This is a genomic window from Pseudomonas sp. Marseille-Q5299 (assembly GCF_943737035.1).
Taxonomy (GTDB): Bacteria; Pseudomonadota; Gammaproteobacteria; order Pseudomonadales; family Pseudomonadaceae; genus Aquipseudomonas; species Aquipseudomonas putida_E.
Window position 1 is genome coordinate 722,047 of the sequence record NZ_CALSFR010000002.1, and the last position, 17,828, is coordinate 739,874.

Consider the following 17,828-nt stretch of genomic DNA (forward strand, 5'->3'; position numbering starts at 1 on the left):
TCTACCTCAGTTTCAGGGTTGCAAGGCCGATCAGCACCAGAATCACGGTGATGATCCAGAAACGGACAATCACCCGTGGTTCAGGCCAACCCTTGAGTTCAAAGTGGTGGTGGATCGGTGCCATGCGGAACACGCGCTTGCCGGTCAGCTTGAAGGAAGCCACCTGGATCACCACCGACAGGGTTTCCATCACGAAGATGCCGCCCATGATGAACAGCACGATTTCCTGGCGCACGATTACGGCGATGGTGCCCAGTGCAGCGCCCAGCGCCAGCGCGCCGACGTCACCCATGAACACCTGGGCCGGATAGGTGTTGAACCACAAAAAGCCCAGGCCGGCGCCGATCAGCGCGCCGCAGAACACGATGAGCTCACCTGAACCCGGCACATAAGGAATGAGCAAGTACTCAGCGAACTTCACGTTACCCGACAGGTAGCAGAAGATGCCCAGCGCACCGCCAACCATCACCGTCGGCATGATCGCCAGGCCATCGAGGCCATCGGTCAGGTTGACCGCATTGCTCGACCCGACGATGACGAAGTAGGTGAGGACGACGAAGCCGATGCCCAGCGGGATGGTGACGTCCTTGAGGAACGGCACGATCAGGGTGGTTTCGACAGTGGTCGGGGCCGTCTGATACAGGAAGATCGCCGCCGTCAGGCCGAACACCGACTGCCAGAAGTACTTCCAGCGGCTAGGCAGGCCGCGCGAGTTCTTTTCGATCACCTTGCGGTAGTCGTCGACCCACCCGATGGCGCCGAACAGCAGCGTGACGATCAGTACCGTCCACACATAGCGGTTCGACAGGTCGGCCCACAGCAGGGTGCTGATGCCGATGGCGGACAGGATCAAGGCACCACCCATGGTTGGCGTGCCGGATTTGGACAAGTGCGATTGCGGGCCGTCATTACGGACGGCCTGACCGATCTGGCGGATCTGCAGGGTACGGATCATCCACGGGCCCAGCCACAGCGCCAGCGACAACGCGGTCAGTACGCCAAGGATCCCGCGCAGGGACAGGTACTGGAAGACCGCGAAGCCTTTGTGGAACTGTTGCAGATACTCAGCCAACAGCAGCAGCATTAATGTTTCTCCCCGCTGGCACCGCACAATGCAGCCACGACGTTTTCCATCGCAGCGCTGCGCGAGCCCTTGATCAAGATAGTGGTGTTGCTGGCAGTTTCGGCACGAACGGCCTCGATCAGCTCAGCTTGAGTTGCGAAATGACGGCCATTGGCGCCGAACGCCTTGACCGCATGTGTCATGTTGGTACCCACTGCATACAGGGCATCGACCTTACCGCGCGCGTAATCGCCCACCTGACGGTGGCCTTCTTCGGCCCACTGCCCCAGCTCGCCGATATCCCCCAGCACCAGAACGGTGCGACCGGAAAAGCCGGCGAGTATATCAATGGCCGCGCACATCGAGGTGGGATTTGCGTTGTAACTGTCATCGATCACGCGCACGCCATTCGGGGCGATTTGCGCCACGGTACGGCCCTTGACCGGCTGCATGGCGTTCAGGCCGGCGGCAATGCCGCTCAGGCTCAGACCAACGGCATGGGCGGCGGCGGCGGCGGCCAAGGCGTTGCTGACGTTATGCTCACCGAGCACATTGAGCTGCACGGCCACCGATGCGCCGGCGCCATGCAGTGTGAACGACGGGCAACCCCGCGCGTCGCGCCCGATGTCGGTGGCATGGAAGTCGGCGCGGGCGTCGCTGCGGGCAAAGCTGATGACCTTGTGCGCACCCGCACGCGCCTTCCAGATGGCAAAGGCCTTGTCGTCCAGGTTGAGGATGGCCGTGCCACCCTCGCCCAGCCCTTCGAGAATCTCGCCCTTGGCTTCAACGATCTTCTCTGGCCCGCCGAACTCGCCGACGTGGGCAGTACCTGCGTTGTTGATGATGACCACCTGTGGCTGGGTGAGGCCCACGGTATAGCGGATCTCGCCAATGCGCGAAGCGCCCAGCTCAATGACGGCGGCGCTGTGCTGCGGGGCAATTTCCAGCAGGGTCAGCGGTGCACCCAGGTCGTTGTTCAGGTTGCCACGGGTGGCATGAACAGGGCCACGGGTACGCAGGATGCAGGCAAGCATCTCTTTGACCGTGGTCTTGCCGCTGGAGCCGGTGATCGCTACCACAGGTTTGTCGTAGCCGGCACGGTTCAGCGCACCAAGCTGGCCGAGGGCCAGACGACTGTCGGCAACCACCAGTTGCGGCAGGTCGACATCGGCCACTTCACGCTCCACCAGCGCTGCCACAGCCCCCTTGGCCTGCACATCGGCCAGGTAGTCGTGGCCATCGAAACGCGGCCCCGCCAGGGCGACGAACAACTGCCCGGCGCCGACGCTGCGGCTGTCGATGCTGACACCGCTGAAGCTGGCGTCTGCGCCGACCAGGCGAGCGCTCAGTGCTGCGGTCAGCTGGCTGAGTGTCATGGGCTTAAGCATGTGGAGCCTCCCAGGCTGCAAGTGCCTTTTCGGCTTCGACCAAGTCGGAGAAGTCATGGCGCTGGCCATTGATTTCCTGGTAATCCTCGTGCCCCTTGCCGGCCAGGACGATGACGTCCGAGGCGGCAGCAGAAGCGATCAGGTGTGCAATGGCCTCGCCACGGCCAGCGATGAACTCGACCTCGGCGGGCCGGGCAAAACCAGGGCGAATGTCGTTGAAGATGGCCTGCGGGTCTTCGGTACGTGGGTTATCGTCAGTGACCAGTACACGGTCAGCCAGGCGCTCGGCCACCTCGGCCATCAGCGGACGCTTGCCACGATCGCGATCGCCGCCACAACCGAACAGGCACAGCAATTGGCCGTGGGCGTGCGGGCGCAGGGCCTGGAGTACTTTTTCCAGGGCGTCAGGAGTGTGCGCGTAGTCGACCACCACCAGCGGCTTCTCACCACCGCCAAGGCGCTGCATGCGGCCCACCGGGCCCTGCAATTGCGGGGTGACCTTGAGGATTTCATCCAGCGAATAATCCAGAGCCATCAGAGTGGCCACGGCCGCGAGCATGTTGCTCAAGTTGAAGCGGCCCAGCAGCTGGCTGCGCAAGGTGCGCTCACCCTGGGCAGTGACGATGATGGCGCGTACGCCATCGTCGTCGAATTTGGCTTCACGGCAATACAAGGAAGCGTCGGAGTTTTCCAGGCTATAGCTGAGCAAACGGGTCTCGATATGATCGACACTCGGACGACGGGCAAAATCAGCCGCCAGGCGACGCCCGAATCCGTCATCCAGGTTGACCACCTGGCAACGCAGGCCAGGCCAGGCGAAAAGCTTGGCCTTCGCGGCCTCATAGGCCTCCATGCTGCCGTGATAGTCCAGATGATCACGGGACAGGTTGGTCATCACCGCGATATCGAATTCCAGCGCAGCAACACGACCCTGTTCCAGGGCGTGCGAGGATACTTCCATCGCCACAGCCTTGGCGCCAGCCTTTTTCAGATCATAAAGGGTCGACTGCACCGCAATCGGGTCTGGCGTGGTCAACCGACCGCTCTGCAACTCACCATGAAACCCGGTACCCAGGGTGCCGATCAGGCCGCACCGCTGGCCAAGTGCATCGAGCGCCTGGGCCACCAGCTGAGTGACGCTGGTCTTGCCGTTGGTGCCGGTAACCCCGACCAGGTTCAGCTGACGGCTCGGCTCGCCATAGAAGCGGCCGGCAATATCCGACAGCTGGGCGATCAGGCCTTTGACCGGGATCAGCGGCACATCGGTGATCGGCAGCACATGGGTGCCCTGCTGTTCGTAAGCGACTGCGGCGGCACCACGGGCCAGCGCGTCGCTGATATGGTCACGGCCATCGACCTTGGCCCCCGGCACGGCCAGGAACAGGTCACCTGCGCGCACAGCACGGCTGTCCAGGGTCAGCTCACGGATCAGCGGGTCGCGACTGGCGTGGGCGAAAAGCTTGCTCAGTGGCATTGTCATCATCCACGCCCTCCCTTGGCGGGTACTGCATTGACTTGTTGCGGGTCGGCAGGCGGTGGCAGGTTGTCTGGCGGCACATTCATCAGCCGCAGGGTGCCCGACATGACGTTGCTGAACACCGGCGCCGATACCAGACCACCGAAATAACCGCCTTTCCTCGGCTCGTCGATGACCACGACAATGGCGTAACGCGGGTCGCTCATCGGGCCGAAGCCGGCGAACAGCGAGCGGTAGGCGTTTTCGGTGTAGCCCTTGGCGCCAACTGTGGCTTTACGTGCGGTACCGGACTTGCCGGCCACGTGATAGAACGGCACCTGGGCACGGAATACCCCGCGCGGCGCCTCGATCACTTGCTGCAACATGCCTTGCACGGTCTCGGCGGTGTCCTTTGGAATGGCCTGGACTGCCTCGGGCGCCTTGTCGACCTTGAGGATCGACAGCGGCACCATCTTGCCGTCGTTGGCCAGCGCCGCGTAGGCATGCACCAGCTGCAGGGCGGTAACCGAGACGCCGTAGCCATAGGACAAGGTCGCGGTTTCGGCCTTGCGCCACTCGCGATGGTTGGGCAGGTTGCCAACGCGCTCCCCCGGGAACCCAAGGCCGGTGTACTGGCCAAGGCCGACCTGGGACATGACCCGGTAGATGGCTTCGCCGCCGATATCGAAGGCGATCTTGCTCATGCCGACGTTACTGGAGTTGATCAGGATGCCGGTCAGGTCGAGGATCGGCCCCTCGCTCCTGGACACGTCCTTGATGGTGTAGCGGCCGATCTGCAAGCTGCCCGGGTACACCTCGACCTTGTCGGTGGGCTTCCAGCGCCCACTCTCCAATGCGGCGCTCATGGAGATCGGTTTGACCGTGGAGCCTGGCTCGAACACGTCAATGATCGCCCGGTTACGCATCGCCGCCGGGAACATGGTGCGACGGTTGTTCGGGTTGTAGGTCGGCTGGTTGACCATCGCCAGGACCTCACCGGTCTTGACATCCATGATCACCAGGCTGCCGGCCTTGGCGTCCTGTTCGGCGATTGCGTTACGCAGTTCGCGAGTGGCCAGGTATTGCAGGCGCAGGTCGATGGACAACGCCAAGGTCTTGCCGGCCTTGGCGTTCTTGGTTACCTGAATGTCCTTGATCAAGCGGCCGCGCCGGTCCTTGATCACTTGCCGCTTGCCGGGCACCCCGGCCAGCCATTCATCGTAGGCCAGTTCCACCCCTTCGCGGCCATGGTCATCCAGGTCGGTGAAACCGACCATGTGCGCGGTGACATCACCGGCGGGATAGAAGCGGCGGAATTCTTCAAGGCCGTATACACCCGGCACTTTCAGGTCGAGCACATGCTGCCCCTGCTCCGGGGTCAGGCCGCGGACCAGGTAGATGAATTCTTTGCTGGCCTGCTGGGTCAGGCGCTCGCTCAGCTGTTGGGCGTTTTGCCCCAGTGCTGCGGCCAGTTGCGGCCAGCGCTCCTTGGAGGCTTGCATTTCCTTGGGGTTGGCCCACAAGGTGGTGACAGGCGTACTGACGGCCAGAGGCTCACCATTGCGATCGGTAATCAGACCACGGTGTGCCGGAATAGGGATATGACGCAGGCTGCGGGCATCGCCCTGGCCCTTGAGGAAGTCACGGTCGACCACCTGCAGGTCGATGATGCGCCAGCAGATGGCACCGACCATCAACGCCAGCAAGCCGATCACCACGCGGAAGCGCCAGGGGTAGAGCGCGCCTTCGAGCTTCATCATGGCGCCACCATCCGTACTTCGTCGGCGGCAGGCACGTGCATCTTCAGCTGCTCGGAAGCCAGGTTCTCGATGCGGCTGGCAGCGGTCCAAGTGCTTTGTTCGAGGATAAGCCGGCCCCACTCGGCCTGGGCCTTGTCGCGCTCATTCAACTCGCCGTACAGGGTGTTGAGCAACTGGCGATTCCAGTGGGCGCTGTACGATACGGCAATGGCCGAAACAAGCACGCCAACGAACAGCAGAAGCATCAGGAAGCTTCCGCCTGGCAAAGGTTTGGCAAATAGCCGGCTCACCGAAGCTTCTCCGCCACCCGCATCACGGCGCTGCGCGACCGCGGATTGGCCTTGAGCTCGGCTTCGGAAGCAAACTGGGCCTTGCCGATCAGACGGATCTTCGGCTCGAAGACCTTGTGCTGAACCGGGAGGTTGCGCGGCAGGTTGTCCGCTTCACCCTTGACCAGTTTGCGCATGAACAGCTTGACGATACGGTCTTCCAGCGAGTGGAAGCTGATCACCGCCAAACGGCCGCCGACTTCCAGCGCATCGAGCGCGGCTTCAAGGCCGGCCTCAAGATCGCCCAGCTCGTTGTTAACGTGAATGCGCAGGCCCTGGAAGGCACGGGTAGCCGGGTTCTTACCCTTTTCCCAGGCAGGGTTGGCGACCTTGAGCACCTCGGCCAGGTCCGCAGTACGCGTGAACGGCTGCTTTTCGCGGCGCTCTACCACGGCACGCGCCATGCGCCCGGCAAAACGCTCCTCGCCGTACTCTTTGAAAACGCGGGCAATTTCCTCAACCGGCGCGGTGGCGATGAACTCGGCAGCACTGACGCCCTGGTCGGGGTTCATGCGCATGTCCAGCGGGCCGTCATTGAGGAAACTGAAACCACGCTCGGGGTCGTCCAGCTGGGGCGAGGACACGCCCAGATCAAGCAGGATACCGCTGACCTTGCCAGCCAGCCCGCGCTCGGCCACTTCCGCGCCCAGTTCGGCAAAACTGCGCTGCACAATGACAAAGCGGCCGTCTTCGGCCGCCAGCGCTTGCCCCGTGGCAATCGCTTGAGGATCTTTGTCGAAGCCCAGCAGCCGCCCTTGCGGCCCGAGCTTGCTGAGGATCAGACGGCTGTGCCCGCCGCGGCCGAAGGTGCCGTCGAGATAGCAACCGTCGGCGCGCAGGGCCAATGCCTCGACAGCTTCGTCGAGCAGGACGGTGATGTGGTTGAAGCCGCTATCTATGGTCACAGGATCAGGTCACGTAAATCGTCGGGCATGGCGCCCGGTTGTTGGATAGCTGCAAGGTCGGCTGCCGAAACTGCGTTCCAGGCATCCTCATCCCACAGCTGGAATTTGTTCAACTGCCCCACCAGCATCGCCTTCTTGTCCAGCTTGGCGTACTCCCGCAGGCGGGGCGGTACCAGGAAACGGCCACTGCCGTCGAGCTCCAGGTCCACCGCATTACCGATCAGCAAACGCTGCAGGCGGCGGTTTTCCTCACGCAACGACGGCAAGGCACGCAACTTGGCTTCAATCTGCTCCCACTCATCGAGGGGATAAACACACAAGCAGGGGTCGACGGCGTCGATGGTCACGATCAGCTGACCATTGCAACGCGAATCGAGCTCGTCACGGTACCGGCTCGGCATGGCGAGACGGCCCTTTGCATCGAGGCTGACGGCGTTGGCTCCGCGGAACACGGCTGCGATTCCCCACAATGGTAGCTTTTTTGTGCCAGAAAACCCACTTCATCCCACTTTCTGCCACTTGCGCACACTATAGGAATCCGTCCGCTGCACCGTCAAGGCGCGTTCATAGGGAAAACCCTTACAGGACCGAGATTTAGCTCAATAAAGGAAGAAGGAAGGAGTACTGGGGGCAAAAAAAAACGTGAAAAATCAAACCCACTCAAACGGATACCGTTTGAACTTAAAGTGATTTATTAAGAGTAAGATCTTTTCGGTATTACAAACGCGCTCTGCTATCGATCGAGCAGAAGGGAGGAGAGGTGGAGAGTCGATCTGTAAGCCGGGTTTTGTCGAGGACAGTCATTCCTCTACGACGGCCATCACTGGACGCCTCTAGCAACCTACCCGGTTCCGACGCGGGCCACGCCTGATGGAACCCTATTTGGTCTTGCTCCGAGTGGGGTTTACCTAGCCACGAACTGTTGCCAGACGTGCGGTGCGCTCTTACCGCACCTTTTCACCCTTACCGGCACCGAAGTGCTTAGGCGGTTATTTTCTGTGGCACTTTCCGTAGGCTCGCGCCTCCCAGGCGTTACCTGGCACTCTGCCCTATGGAGCCCGGACTTTCCTCCCCCCGCCGTTACGCAACAAAAGTTGCGGAACAAAAGCAGGCAGCGACTGTCCGATCGACTCTCCGGCGCCAAGGTTAACGGCAGCTGCGCTCAAGAACAAGCAATACCGCAACTATATCAAATTGCCACTACTGCGGTTTCTGCTTTTCCAGTGCCGCCTGATACAACAGGTTCTTGCGCACACCGGTGATCTCGGCCGCCAAGGCCGCCGCACGCTTGAGCGGCAACTCGGCCAGCAGCAGGTCCAGCACACGCTGCGCTTGGACACTGATCGCCGCCTCACCTTCCGGCGCACTCCAGCCACCGACCAACACCACGCACTCGCCGCGCTGCTGGTTACTGTCACCCGCCACGAACTCGCACAACTCTGCGAGCGGCAACCCTTTGAGGGTCTCGAAGGTTTTGGTCAGCTCACGTGCGAGCAACGCCGGGCGCTCGGCACCGAACACCAGCTTCATATCCTCCAGACACTCAAGAATACGATGAGGCGCTTCGTAGAAAATCAACGTGCGCGGCTCTTCCTTCACCTGCTCGAGCCGGCCACGGCGACCGGCGCTTTTGGCGGGGAGGAAACCTTCGAAAATGAACCGATCGGAAGGCAGCCCGGCCGCCGAAAGCGCGGCGATCAGCGCGCAGGCGCCAGGCACAGGCACCACATCGACGCCTGCGGCTCGCGCCTGACGCACCAGGTGGTAGCCAGGATCGGAAATCAACGGTGTACCGGCATCGGAAACCAACGCCACATCCTCACCGGCCAACAGCTTGGTGATGAATCGCCCGCCTTCGTCCCGCTCATTGTGCTCGTGACAGGCTGCCAGCGGCGTGTCGATGCCGAAATGCTGCAGCAGGCGGATCGAGTGCCGGGTGTCCTCGGCGGCGATCAAGGCGACGTTGGCCAGCACCTTCAATGCCCTGGCGCTCATGTCGTCGAGGTTGCCAATGGGGGTTGCGACCACATACAGCGTCCCCACGGTGGATTTCGAAGCCCCTGCCACATCAGTCACTGCGCACACCTGCCTTTCGGATCAAAGGCGCCATTGTAGCCCGAGCGCCGGTAACAGGGCGCAAAGAACTTCACCTGCGGCCACGTCAAGTACACCTATAGTGAAGGTTCCCGTTCAGCAACATCGCGCCCCGGCCAACGCTTGGGTACAATTGCCGGCCAACTTGATCGAGTAACAGGACCTTTACATGATCGCTTGCCTGCGGCTGCTCACAGCCCTCTGCCTCGCTGCCCTGCTGGCAGCCTGCGCCAGCTCGCCCTCATCCAGCCTCGGAGAGCTGCCACGCACGCCGGACGCCAGCATCGAGCAACTGCTCGAAAAAGCGGCGGCCAGCACGTCTGCCGAAGATGCCGCCCTGCTGCGCCTGAGCGCTGCCGACCTGGCATACAAGCAGAAGGATTACCCGCGCGCCGCACGCATTCTCGAGCAGGTCCCCATGGATACGCTCAAGCCCGCCCAACAAATCTTCGCCGCCACACTTGGCGCCGAACTGGCCATGAGCCGCAACCAGCCCAAAGCCGCCCTCAGCGCCCTCTCGCACACCAGCCTGCAGCACCTCGCCCAATTGCCGGCAGAGCAGCAGGTGCGCACCTACGGCGTCCACGCCGCCGCCCTTGAAGCCGACGGCCAGGCCCTGGCCGCTGCACAACAGCGCGTAATGCTGGGCCCACTGCTCAGCGGCCAGGCTGCCAGCGCCAACAATGACGCGATCTGGGCCCTGGTCGCCTCGCTGCCGGCAGAGCAACTGCAGCAGCCCGCCGGCGACCAGACCCTGGCCGGCTGGACCAGCCTGGCCCTGGCCGTGAAAAGCGCCGGCACTCTGGAGCAGCAACAGGCCGCCATCGAAACCTGGCGCAAGCAGCACCCCGACCACCCCGCGGCACAGCAGCTGCCATCGGCTCTGGTCAAGCTCAAGGAACTGGCAAGCCAGCCGCTGACCAAGATCGGTCTGCTGCTGCCCCAGGAAGGCCCGCTTGCCGGTGTCGCCCGCGCCCTGCGTGACGGCTTCATGGCCGCGCACTTCCAGGCCCAGCAAGCTGGCCAGCAAGCGCCGGCCGTACAGGTGTACGACAGCTCACGCATCGGCTCGCTGGACGAGTTCTATCGTCTGGCCCAGGCCGATGGCGTGCAACTGGTAGTCGGCCCCCTGGAAAAAGCGCTGGTAAAGAAACTGGCCGCCAATGCGCAGCTGCCCATCACGACCCTCGCCCTGAATTACGCCGACGCCGGCCAGAACGCCCCGCCACAGCTTTTCCAGTTCGGCCTGGCGGCCGAAGACGAAGCCCGCGAAGTCTCGCGCCGCGCCCGCGCCGACGGCATGGTTCGCGCGGTGGCCCTGGTGCCGAGCGGTGAATGGGGCGACCGCGTGCTTGCCGCGTTCCGCCAAGACTGGGAAGGCAATGGCGGCACCATCATCGCCGCCGAACGCATCGCCCAGCCGGTCGCCCTGGCCCAGCAGATCGCCAACCTGTTCCAGCTGCGCCAGAGCGAAGGCCGCGCACAGAGCCTGCAGAGCACCGTGGGCGGCACCATTGCCGCGCAGCCATCGCGCCGCCAGGACATCGACTTCATCTTCCTCGCCTCGACCCCGCAACAGGCGCAGCAGATCAAACCGACCCTGAACTTCCAGTACGCTGGCGACGTTCCGGTCTACGCCACCTCGAATCTTTACAGCGCCAGCGGTGACGTCAACCAGTACAAAGACATGAACGGCATTCGCTTCTGCGAAACCCCGTGGCTGCTCGACACCACCAACAGCCTGCGCCAGCAGGTGGTTCAGCAGTGGCCACAAGCCGCTGGCAGCCTCGGCCGCCTGTATGCAATGGGCGTAGACGCCTATAGCCTGGCGCCACGCCTGGGCCAGCTCAAAGCACTGCCGGACAACCGTGTACAAGGCCTTTCCGGCAGCCTGAGCATGAGCGCCAGCCAGCGCATCGAGCGCCAGCTGCCATGGGCTGAATTCTCTGGCGGCCAGGTCAAGCGCCTGCCCGATACCATCCGCTGATGCCCCAAGCATCGCCAACCAGCGCCGGCCAGGCCGCAGAAAACCAGGCCCTTGAGTTTCTTCAAGGGCAAGGCCTGCAACTGCTGACGCGCAATTGGCGATGCAAAGGCGGCGAGCTTGATCTGGTCATGCTCGACACCGATACAGTAGTATTCGTCGAAGTCCGCTATCGGTTGCACGCGGGCTTCGGTGGCGCCCTGGGCAGTATCGACGGGCGCAAGCAGAAGCGACTGGTGCATGCCGCCAGCCTTTTTCTGCTGAAGGAGTCTTGCTGGGCCAACCACCCTTGCCGCTTCGATGTTGTCGCCTTGCAGGGTAGCCACCATGCAGGCAGGCCGCTTCAATGGCTGAAAAACGCCTTCGAATGCTGAACCCACTCCCCTATTTTTGCTCTATGTTTCGCGGGCTGGTCCCTGTTGCGCGTAGCAAAGGCCACCGCCCCACTTAAGGTCACCAGATGGACATGCAATCCCGAATTCGCCGGCTGTTCCAGGCCAGCATCGATACCAAGCAACAGGCAATGGACATCCTGGCACCGCACATCGAGCAGGCCAGCCTGGTCATGGTCAATGCGCTGCTCAACGAGGGCAAGATGCTCGCCTGCGGCAACGGCGGCTCGGCCGGCGACGCCCAGCATTTCTCTTCGGAGCTGCTCAACCGCTTTGAGCGCGAGCGTCCGAGCCTGCCGGCAATCGCTTTGACCACCGACAGCTCGACACTGACCTCGATTGCCAACGACTACAGCTACAACGAAATCTTTTCCAAGCAGATTCGCGCCTTGGGCCAGCCCGGCGACGTCCTGCTGGCGATTTCGACCAGCGGCAACTCGGCAAACGTGATTCAAGCGATCCAGGCGGCACATGATCGCGAAATGATTGTCGTAGCATTGACCGGGCGTGACGGTGGCGGCATGGCTTCGCTGCTGTTGCCCGAGGACGTGGAGATCCGCGTACCCTCGACGGTCACTGCACGCATCCAGGAAGTCCACCTGCTGGCGATCCACTGCCTGTGTGATCTGATCGACAGCCAACTGTTCGGGAGTGAAGAATGATCCCCAAGCGCCTCGGCCTGATGGCCCTGACCCTGTGCCTGAGCGTCACCGGCTGCAGCTCGGTACTGACCTCGACCCGCAATTCGCCGATCGAGGATGATCGCGGCACTCGCACCATCGGCAGCAAGATCGACGACTCGTTGATCGAAACCAAGGCCGCTGTAAACATCTCCAAGGCCAACCCTGATCTGGACAAGGGTTCGCACATTGTCGTCAGCAGCTACAACGGCATTGTCCTGCTCGCCGGCCAAACCCCGCGCGCCGACCTGAAGAGCCTGGCCGAGCAGACTGCCAGCCAAGTGCAGCGGGTCAAGCGGGTGCATAACGAGCTGCAGGTGATGCAACCCTCCTCCATCCTTGCGCGCAATAACGACGCCTGGCTGACCACCAAGATCAAGACCCAGATGCTCACCGACAATGCCGTGCCCAGCTCACGCATCAAGGTCATCACCGAGAACGGTATCGTCTACCTGCTAGGCCTGGTTACCCGGCAGGAAGCCAACTCCGCCACTGCCGTGGTACAGGGCGTGTCGGGCGTGCAAAAGATCGTCAAGCTGTTCGAGTACATCGACTGATACGCTTGCCTGCACCGGCCCTCGCATACCGGCACAGGCATCCTAATGGCTCCACCTTCAGAACTTCAGGAAACACCGCATGAAAAAGCTTCTGCTGCCCGCCCTGTTGATCGGCGCCTTCGCCACCCTGGCCGGCTGCTCCACCCCTAGCCTGATCACCCTGAACGACGGTCGCGAATTCCAGACCGTTGACGAACCACAGTTTGATCAGGACTCCGGCTTCTACGAGTTCCAGCAGCTCGACGGTAAACAGACCCGCGTTAACCGTGACCAGATTCGCACCATCAGCGACCTGTAACCACCACCGTGCTGCAAAGAAAAAGGCGACCCAACCGGATCGCCTTTTTTGTTACTTGACCACCTTCAGGCTCGGCCGACCACTCGGGCGCGGCGGCTGCCCCCCACCTTCCGGCGGGCCATCATCATCCGGCTCGACACCCTCGTCTTCCAGCTCTTCACCCTCCATCAACGGAGGCTCCAGCTCGAAGACCATGCCTTGGCCGTTCTCCCGGGCATAAATGCCCAGAATCGCGCCGACCGGCACGAACAACGAGTGGGCAACGCCACCGAAGCGCCCCTCGAAGCTCACCGCGTCGTTGTCCATGTGCAGGCTGCGCACGGCACTTGGGGAAATGTTCAGGACGATCTGGCCGTCACTGGCGAAACCTTGCGGCACCTGGACTGCCGGATATTCGGCATTGACCAGCATATGGGGCGTGCAATCGTTGTCGACGATCCACTCGTACAGTGCTCGAACCAGATAGGGGCGACTGGAGTTCATCAACGGCTCCTTAAAGCTTGCGCATTTCACGTTCAACGGAGGACAGGCTCGCCAGGAAAGGCTCACGGGCGAACTGCCGCTCCATATAATCCAGCAGCGGCTTTGCTTGCCGCGGCAATTCGATACCCAGTACCGGCAAACGCCAGAGTATGGGCAATAGACAACAATCGACCAGGCTTTGCTCATCGCTCATGAAACAAGCGAACTCGTTGAACAATGGCGAGACGCCCGTCAGGCTCTCACGCAGTGCCTTGCGCGCCTCGGCACGAGCGGCATCACTGCTGCGCGAATCGAGCACGGTATCGGCCAGCGCGCACCAGTCACGCTGAATGCGATGCATCAACAAGCGGCTGTTACCACGCGCCACCGGATACACCGGCATCAGGGGCGGATGCGGATAACGCTCCTCGAGGTATTCCATCACCACGGTCGATTCATACAACGCAAGATCGCGGTCGACCAGGGTCGGCACGCTGCCGTAAGGGTTCACTTCACCCAGCTTGGGTGGCAGACGACCGGGATCGACGTCGATGATCTGCACGCTGACACCTTTCTCGGCGAGAACCAGGCGTACCCGATGAGAATAATGGTCAGCGGGGTCGGAATAGCAGGCTAACCTGATGGTCGCGCCCATGTAGCGCCTCCTCGCATGGGGATGCTTGTGAAACTGCAAATGCAAACGCGCCCTGGAGGCCCCTTCGCATACACGAGGGAGCGCCCAGGGCGCGTTCAACTACCAGAAACTACTGCGTGATCAGTGCACGTCCTTCCAGTATTCGCGCTTGAGCAAGTAGGCGAACACGAAGAAGAAGGCCAGGTACAGCAACACATACGTGCCGATGCGCTGGCTTTCCAGTTTGACCGGGTTGGCCGAATAGGCCAGGAAGGTCACCAGGTTCTTGACCTTCTCGTCGAACTGCTCAGGCGTCAGGGTACCGGAATTCGGCGTGATGGTCAGCTGGTCACACGCTTCATGGGTCAAAGGGCTGCCGGTCAAGGGGTCGAATTGCTTCTTGCCATCGACCACCATCTGCACCTGCTTGCACCCTATCACCTGATTGCCCTGCAGCCCGACCAGCACATTGGGCATACCGACATTCGGGAACACCTTGTTGTTAACCCCGTAAGGTCGCGACTTGTCCTCATAGAAGCTGCGCAGGTAGGTGTACAGCCAGTCGGTACCACGCACCCGGGCAACCAGGGTAAGGTCCGGTGGCGCAGCACCGAACCAGGTCTTGGCGTCATCGGGCTTCATGCCGATGTTCATGTGGTCGCCGATCTTGGCACCCGTGAACACCAGCTTCTCCAGCATCAACTCATGGGGTATTCCCAAGTCATCGGCTACGCGCTCGTAACGCTGGAACTTGGCACTGTGGCAACCCATGCAATAGTTGGCGAAAGTCCGTGCGCCATCCTGCATCGCAGCCTTGTCCGTCAGGTCGATATCGACTTTGTCCAGCTCCAGCCCCGGTCCGGCAGCAAAGGAAAAGGCAGGCATCACTGCCAGCAAAAATACTGCAATCAACTTTTTCATCAGCCAGTCACCCTTTCCGGAACCGGTTTGGTCTTCTCAAGCCTTGTGTAGAACGGCATCAGCAGGAAGTAGGCGAAGTACAGCACGGTGCACACCTGCGACAGCAGCGTGCGACCTGGCGTAGGTGCCAGCACCCCCAAAATGCCGAGGATGACGAAGGAAATGCAGAACACCAGCAGGAAGACCTTGCTGATCCAGCCCTTGTAGCGCATGGAGCGTACCGGGCTTCGATCGAGCCAAGGCAATACGAACAGCACGGCGATCGCCGCCCCCATGGCGATTACGCCCATCAACTTGTCGGGCACCGCACGCAGAATCGCGTAGAACGGCGTGAAGTACCAGACCGGCGCAATATGCTCAGGCGTCTTGAACGCATTGGCCTGTTCGAAGTTGGGTTTTTCCAGGAAGTAACCGCCCATTTCCGGGAAGAAGAACACTACCGCACAGAACACGAACAGGAACACCACCACGCCGACAATGTCCTTGACGGTGTAGTAAGGGTGGAACGGAATACCATCCAGCGGGATGCCGTTTTCGTCCTTTTTCTTCTTGATATCGACCCCGTCCGGGTTGTTCGAACCCACCTCGTGCAGGGCCAGAATGTGCAACACGACCAGCCCGAGAATGACGATCGGCAGGGCCACGACGTGCAGCGCGAAGAAGCGGTTCAGGGTAATGCCGGAAATAAGGTAGTCACCACGAATCCACTGGGTGAGATCGTCGCCGATCACCGGAATGGCACCGAACAGCGAGATGATCACCTGCGCCCCCCAGTAAGACATCTGACCCCACGGCAGCAGATAGCCCATGAAGGCCTCGGCCATCAGCGCCAGGTAGATCAGCATGCCGAACAGCCAGACCAGTTCACGTGGCTTCTGATAGGAGCCATAGAGCAGGCCGCGGAACATGTGCAGGTAGACCACGACAAAGAACGCCGAAGCACCGGTGGAGTGCAGGTAGCGCAGGATCCAGCCGTACTCCACGTCACGCATGATGTACTCGACCGAAGCGAAGGCCTCCTCCGCCGAGGGCGTGAAACTCATGGTCAGCCATACACCGGTGACAATCTGGTTGACCAGCACCAGCAGGGCCAGCGAGCCGAAGAAATACAGGAAGTTGAAGTTCTTGGGCGCGTAATACTTGCTCAGGTGCTCTTCCCACATCTTGGTGGCGGGGAAGCGAGCATCAATCCAGTCCATGAACTTGCTCATCATGCTTTCTCCTGGTCGACGCCGATGACGACGATGTCATCCGACTCGTAAGAGTGCGGCGGCACTGGCAGGTTGAGAGGCGCTGGCTGCGATTTGTAGACACGCCCCGCCAGGTCGTAGTGGGAACCATGGCAGGGGCAGAAATAGCCGCCCACCCACTTGGGCCCCAGATCGGCGGGCGCGACTTCCGGGCGGAAGGTCGGTGAGCACCCAAGGTGAGTGCACAGGCCCACGAGAATGAGGATTTCCGGCTTGATCGAGCGTACCTGGGGGTCGACGTACTCCGGCTGTACGGAGGCCTTCGATTCAGGGTCGGCGAGCTCGGCAGTGACTTTTTTCAGGTTACCGAGGATCTCATCCGTTCGCCGCACGATGAACACAGGCTGGCCACGCCATTCCGCAACCATCTGCTGCCCAGGCTCAACCTTGGCGATGTTGACCTTCACCGGTGCCCCGGCCGCCTTCGCCTTGGCGCTGGGAAACCATGACCCCACGAACGGTACCGCAGCCCCCACTGCCCCCGCTGCCCCGACCACGGATGTCGCGGCTACGAGGAAGCGGCGCCGGCCTGCGTTGACGCCGTCATTGCTCATTCAGTCCTCTCCCATCAGCTTGCTTGGCCTGTTGGATCAGGCCTGTACTTAGGTAATGTCTGTGGCACCCCAAATTGGCCGCCATGGTAAGAAACAAATCCACACAGTGACAAGGTGATTAACCCAGGTCTGGGCTACAACCCTCGCTTTGCTTGATCTGCGTCTATGCGACAGGACACCACGGACATGCTGACAGGTTAGTTCAAGCCATAAAAAAAGCCCGGTTCCAAAGAACCGGGCTTTTTTCGACTGCCGAAGCGGTATTAACGCTTGGAGTACTGAGGACGCTTACGCGCTTTACGCAGACCCACTTTCTTACGCTCGACTTCACGAGCGTCGCGGGTGACGTAGCCAGCACGACGCAGAGCGCCACGCAGGGTTTCGTCGTATTCCATCAGAGCGCGGGTGATACCGTGACGGATCGCACCGGCTTGACCGCTGACACCACCACCGGCAACGGTGACGTAGATGTCGAACTTCGCGGTGGTCTCGGTCAGCTCCAGCGGCTGGCGAACAACCATACGAGCGGTTTCGCGGCCGAAGAAGGTGTCCAGAGGACGGTTGTTGATGGAGATGTTACCAGTACCCGGACGCAGGAAAACGCGAGCGGTTGCGGTCTTGCGACGGCCAGTGCCGTAATTTTGAGTCGCCGACATAATGAACTATCCCGTTAGATCTTCAGTTCTTGAGGCTGCTGAGCAGTGTGTGGGTGAGCAGCACCCGCGTACACTTTCAGCTTACGGTACATGTCGCGACCCAGCGGGTTCTTCGGCAGCATGCCTTTGACCGCGGTTTCGATAACACGCTCAGGGGCCTTGGCGATCAACTTCTCGAAGTTGATTTCCTTGATACCGCCCGGGAAGCCGGAGTGGGAGTAGTACATCTTGTCGGAAGACTTGGCGCCAGTTACACGGATTTGCTCGGCGTTGATGACGACGATGTAGTCGCCGGTGTCAACGTGAGGAGTGTATTCTGGTTTGTGCTTGCCACGCAGACGGCTAGCGATTTCGGTAGCCAGACGACCCAGGGTCTGGCCAGCGGCGTCGACTACGAACCACTCGCGCTTTACTGTTTCCGGTTTAGCAGTAAAAGTTTTCATTC

At 61.3% G+C, this 17,828-nt stretch carries 20 protein-coding genes and 1 other RNA gene; 5 read left to right on the top strand and 16 right to left on the bottom strand.

Going from position 1 to position 17,828, the window contains the following annotated elements:
• Position 1: 1 nt before the first annotated feature.
• The 9 genes from mraY to rsmI form a co-directional block, all read right to left on the bottom strand.
• Positions 2–1,084 (bottom strand): phospho-N-acetylmuramoyl-pentapeptide-transferase, encoded by a 1,083-nt coding sequence (mraY, locus tag NGJ21_RS07740; RefSeq protein ID WP_012312865.1) that lies wholly within the window; start codon positions 1,082–1,084, stop codon positions 2–4.
• Complete coding sequence (locus NGJ21_RS07745; protein ID WP_115273639.1) at positions 1,084–2,451, bottom strand: UDP-N-acetylmuramoyl-tripeptide--D-alanyl-D-alanine ligase; 1,368 nt, start codon at positions 2,449–2,451, stop codon at positions 1,084–1,086. Before NGJ21_RS07745 ends, mraY begins: the two co-directional genes overlap by 1 nt.
• Entirely contained in the window at positions 2,444–3,934 is a 1,491-nt protein-coding gene (gene murE, locus NGJ21_RS07750; protein WP_182445246.1) for a UDP-N-acetylmuramoyl-L-alanyl-D-glutamate--2,6-diaminopimelate ligase, read from the bottom strand. Before murE ends, NGJ21_RS07745 begins: the two co-directional genes overlap by 8 nt.
• Positions 3,931–5,664, bottom strand: a complete 1,734-nt coding sequence (locus NGJ21_RS07755; RefSeq protein ID WP_161872110.1) for a peptidoglycan D,D-transpeptidase FtsI family protein — start codon at positions 5,662–5,664, stop codon at positions 3,931–3,933. Before NGJ21_RS07755 ends, murE begins: the two co-directional genes overlap by 4 nt.
• Positions 5,664–5,957: a cell division protein FtsL gene (gene ftsL, locus NGJ21_RS07760; RefSeq protein WP_012312861.1), complete on the bottom strand. Its 294-nt coding sequence runs from the start codon at positions 5,955–5,957 to the stop codon at positions 5,664–5,666. The genes NGJ21_RS07755 and ftsL overlap by 1 nt, the downstream gene beginning before the upstream one ends.
• Positions 5,954–6,901: a 16S rRNA (cytosine(1402)-N(4))-methyltransferase RsmH gene (rsmH, locus tag NGJ21_RS07765; RefSeq protein WP_502943494.1), complete on the bottom strand. Its 948-nt coding sequence runs from the start codon at positions 6,899–6,901 to the stop codon at positions 5,954–5,956. Before rsmH ends, ftsL begins: the two co-directional genes overlap by 4 nt.
• A complete protein-coding gene (gene mraZ / locus NGJ21_RS07770) occupies positions 6,898–7,353 on the bottom strand; it encodes a division/cell wall cluster transcriptional repressor MraZ (RefSeq protein ID WP_011535546.1) in 456 nt (151 codons plus the stop codon). Before mraZ ends, rsmH begins: the two co-directional genes overlap by 4 nt.
• 308 nt (positions 7,354–7,661) lie before the next feature.
• Positions 7,662–8,035: RNase P RNA component class A (rnpB, locus tag NGJ21_RS07775), an RNA gene on the bottom strand.
• A gap of 66 nt (positions 8,036–8,101) precedes the next feature.
• On the bottom strand, positions 8,102–8,977 hold the full coding sequence (gene rsmI, locus NGJ21_RS07780) for a 16S rRNA (cytidine(1402)-2'-O)-methyltransferase (RefSeq protein WP_046784848.1): 876 nt from the start codon (positions 8,975–8,977) through the stop codon (positions 8,102–8,104).
• 187 nt (positions 8,978–9,164) lie between these two features.
• Here rsmI and NGJ21_RS07785 point away from each other — a divergent pair, with 187 nt between their 5' ends.
• From NGJ21_RS07785 to NGJ21_RS07805, 5 genes are all read left to right on the top strand, one after another.
• A complete protein-coding gene (locus tag NGJ21_RS07785; protein WP_251961987.1) occupies positions 9,165–10,982 on the top strand; it encodes a penicillin-binding protein activator in 1,818 nt (605 codons plus the stop codon).
• Positions 10,982–11,353, top strand: coding sequence for a YraN family protein (locus tag NGJ21_RS07790; protein ID WP_046784846.1), 372 nt, complete (start codon positions 10,982–10,984; stop codon positions 11,351–11,353). Before NGJ21_RS07785 ends, NGJ21_RS07790 begins: the two co-directional genes overlap by 1 nt.
• 86 nt (positions 11,354–11,439) lie before the next feature.
• Complete coding sequence (locus tag NGJ21_RS07795; RefSeq protein WP_008097558.1) at positions 11,440–12,033, top strand: phosphoheptose isomerase; 594 nt, start codon at positions 11,440–11,442, stop codon at positions 12,031–12,033.
• A complete protein-coding gene (locus tag NGJ21_RS07800; protein WP_115273637.1) occupies positions 12,030–12,608 on the top strand; it encodes a BON domain-containing protein in 579 nt (192 codons plus the stop codon). The genes NGJ21_RS07795 and NGJ21_RS07800 overlap by 4 nt, the downstream gene beginning before the upstream one ends.
• Before the next feature lie 79 nt (positions 12,609–12,687).
• Positions 12,688–12,906, top strand: a complete 219-nt coding sequence (locus NGJ21_RS07805; protein ID WP_046784845.1) for a YgdI/YgdR family lipoprotein — start codon at positions 12,688–12,690, stop codon at positions 12,904–12,906.
• Positions 12,907–12,957: 51 nt separating this feature from the next.
• Here NGJ21_RS07805 and NGJ21_RS07810 read toward each other — a convergent pair whose 3' ends face one another.
• The 7 genes from NGJ21_RS07810 to rplM all read right to left on the bottom strand — a co-directional run bounded on the left by NGJ21_RS07810 (position 12,958) and on the right by rplM (position 17,826).
• Complete coding sequence (locus NGJ21_RS07810) at positions 12,958–13,389, bottom strand: ClpXP protease specificity-enhancing factor (protein ID WP_046784844.1); 432 nt, start codon at positions 13,387–13,389, stop codon at positions 12,958–12,960.
• Between the two features lie 10 nt (positions 13,390–13,399).
• Complete coding sequence (locus NGJ21_RS07815; protein WP_046784843.1) at positions 13,400–14,023, bottom strand: glutathione S-transferase N-terminal domain-containing protein; 624 nt, start codon at positions 14,021–14,023, stop codon at positions 13,400–13,402.
• A 120-nt stretch (positions 14,024–14,143) separates the two neighbouring features.
• Positions 14,144–14,923: a cytochrome c1 gene (locus NGJ21_RS07820; RefSeq protein ID WP_012312852.1), complete on the bottom strand. Its 780-nt coding sequence runs from the start codon at positions 14,921–14,923 to the stop codon at positions 14,144–14,146.
• Positions 14,923–16,134, bottom strand: a complete 1,212-nt coding sequence (locus tag NGJ21_RS07825) for a cytochrome b (RefSeq protein WP_042111179.1) — start codon at positions 16,132–16,134, stop codon at positions 14,923–14,925. The genes NGJ21_RS07820 and NGJ21_RS07825 overlap by 1 nt, the downstream gene beginning before the upstream one ends.
• Positions 16,134–16,727, bottom strand: coding sequence for a ubiquinol-cytochrome c reductase iron-sulfur subunit (petA, locus tag NGJ21_RS07830; protein ID WP_039604011.1), 594 nt, complete (start codon positions 16,725–16,727; stop codon positions 16,134–16,136). The genes NGJ21_RS07825 and petA overlap by 1 nt, the downstream gene beginning before the upstream one ends.
• A 263-nt stretch (positions 16,728–16,990) precedes the next feature.
• A complete protein-coding gene (rpsI, locus tag NGJ21_RS07835) occupies positions 16,991–17,383 on the bottom strand; it encodes a 30S ribosomal protein S9 (RefSeq protein WP_046784841.1) in 393 nt (130 codons plus the stop codon).
• A 14-nt stretch (positions 17,384–17,397) separates the two neighbouring features.
• Positions 17,398–17,826 (bottom strand): 50S ribosomal protein L13, encoded by a 429-nt coding sequence (rplM, locus tag NGJ21_RS07840; RefSeq protein WP_008097538.1) that lies wholly within the window; start codon positions 17,824–17,826, stop codon positions 17,398–17,400.
• Between the last annotated feature and the right edge of the window lie 2 nt (positions 17,827–17,828).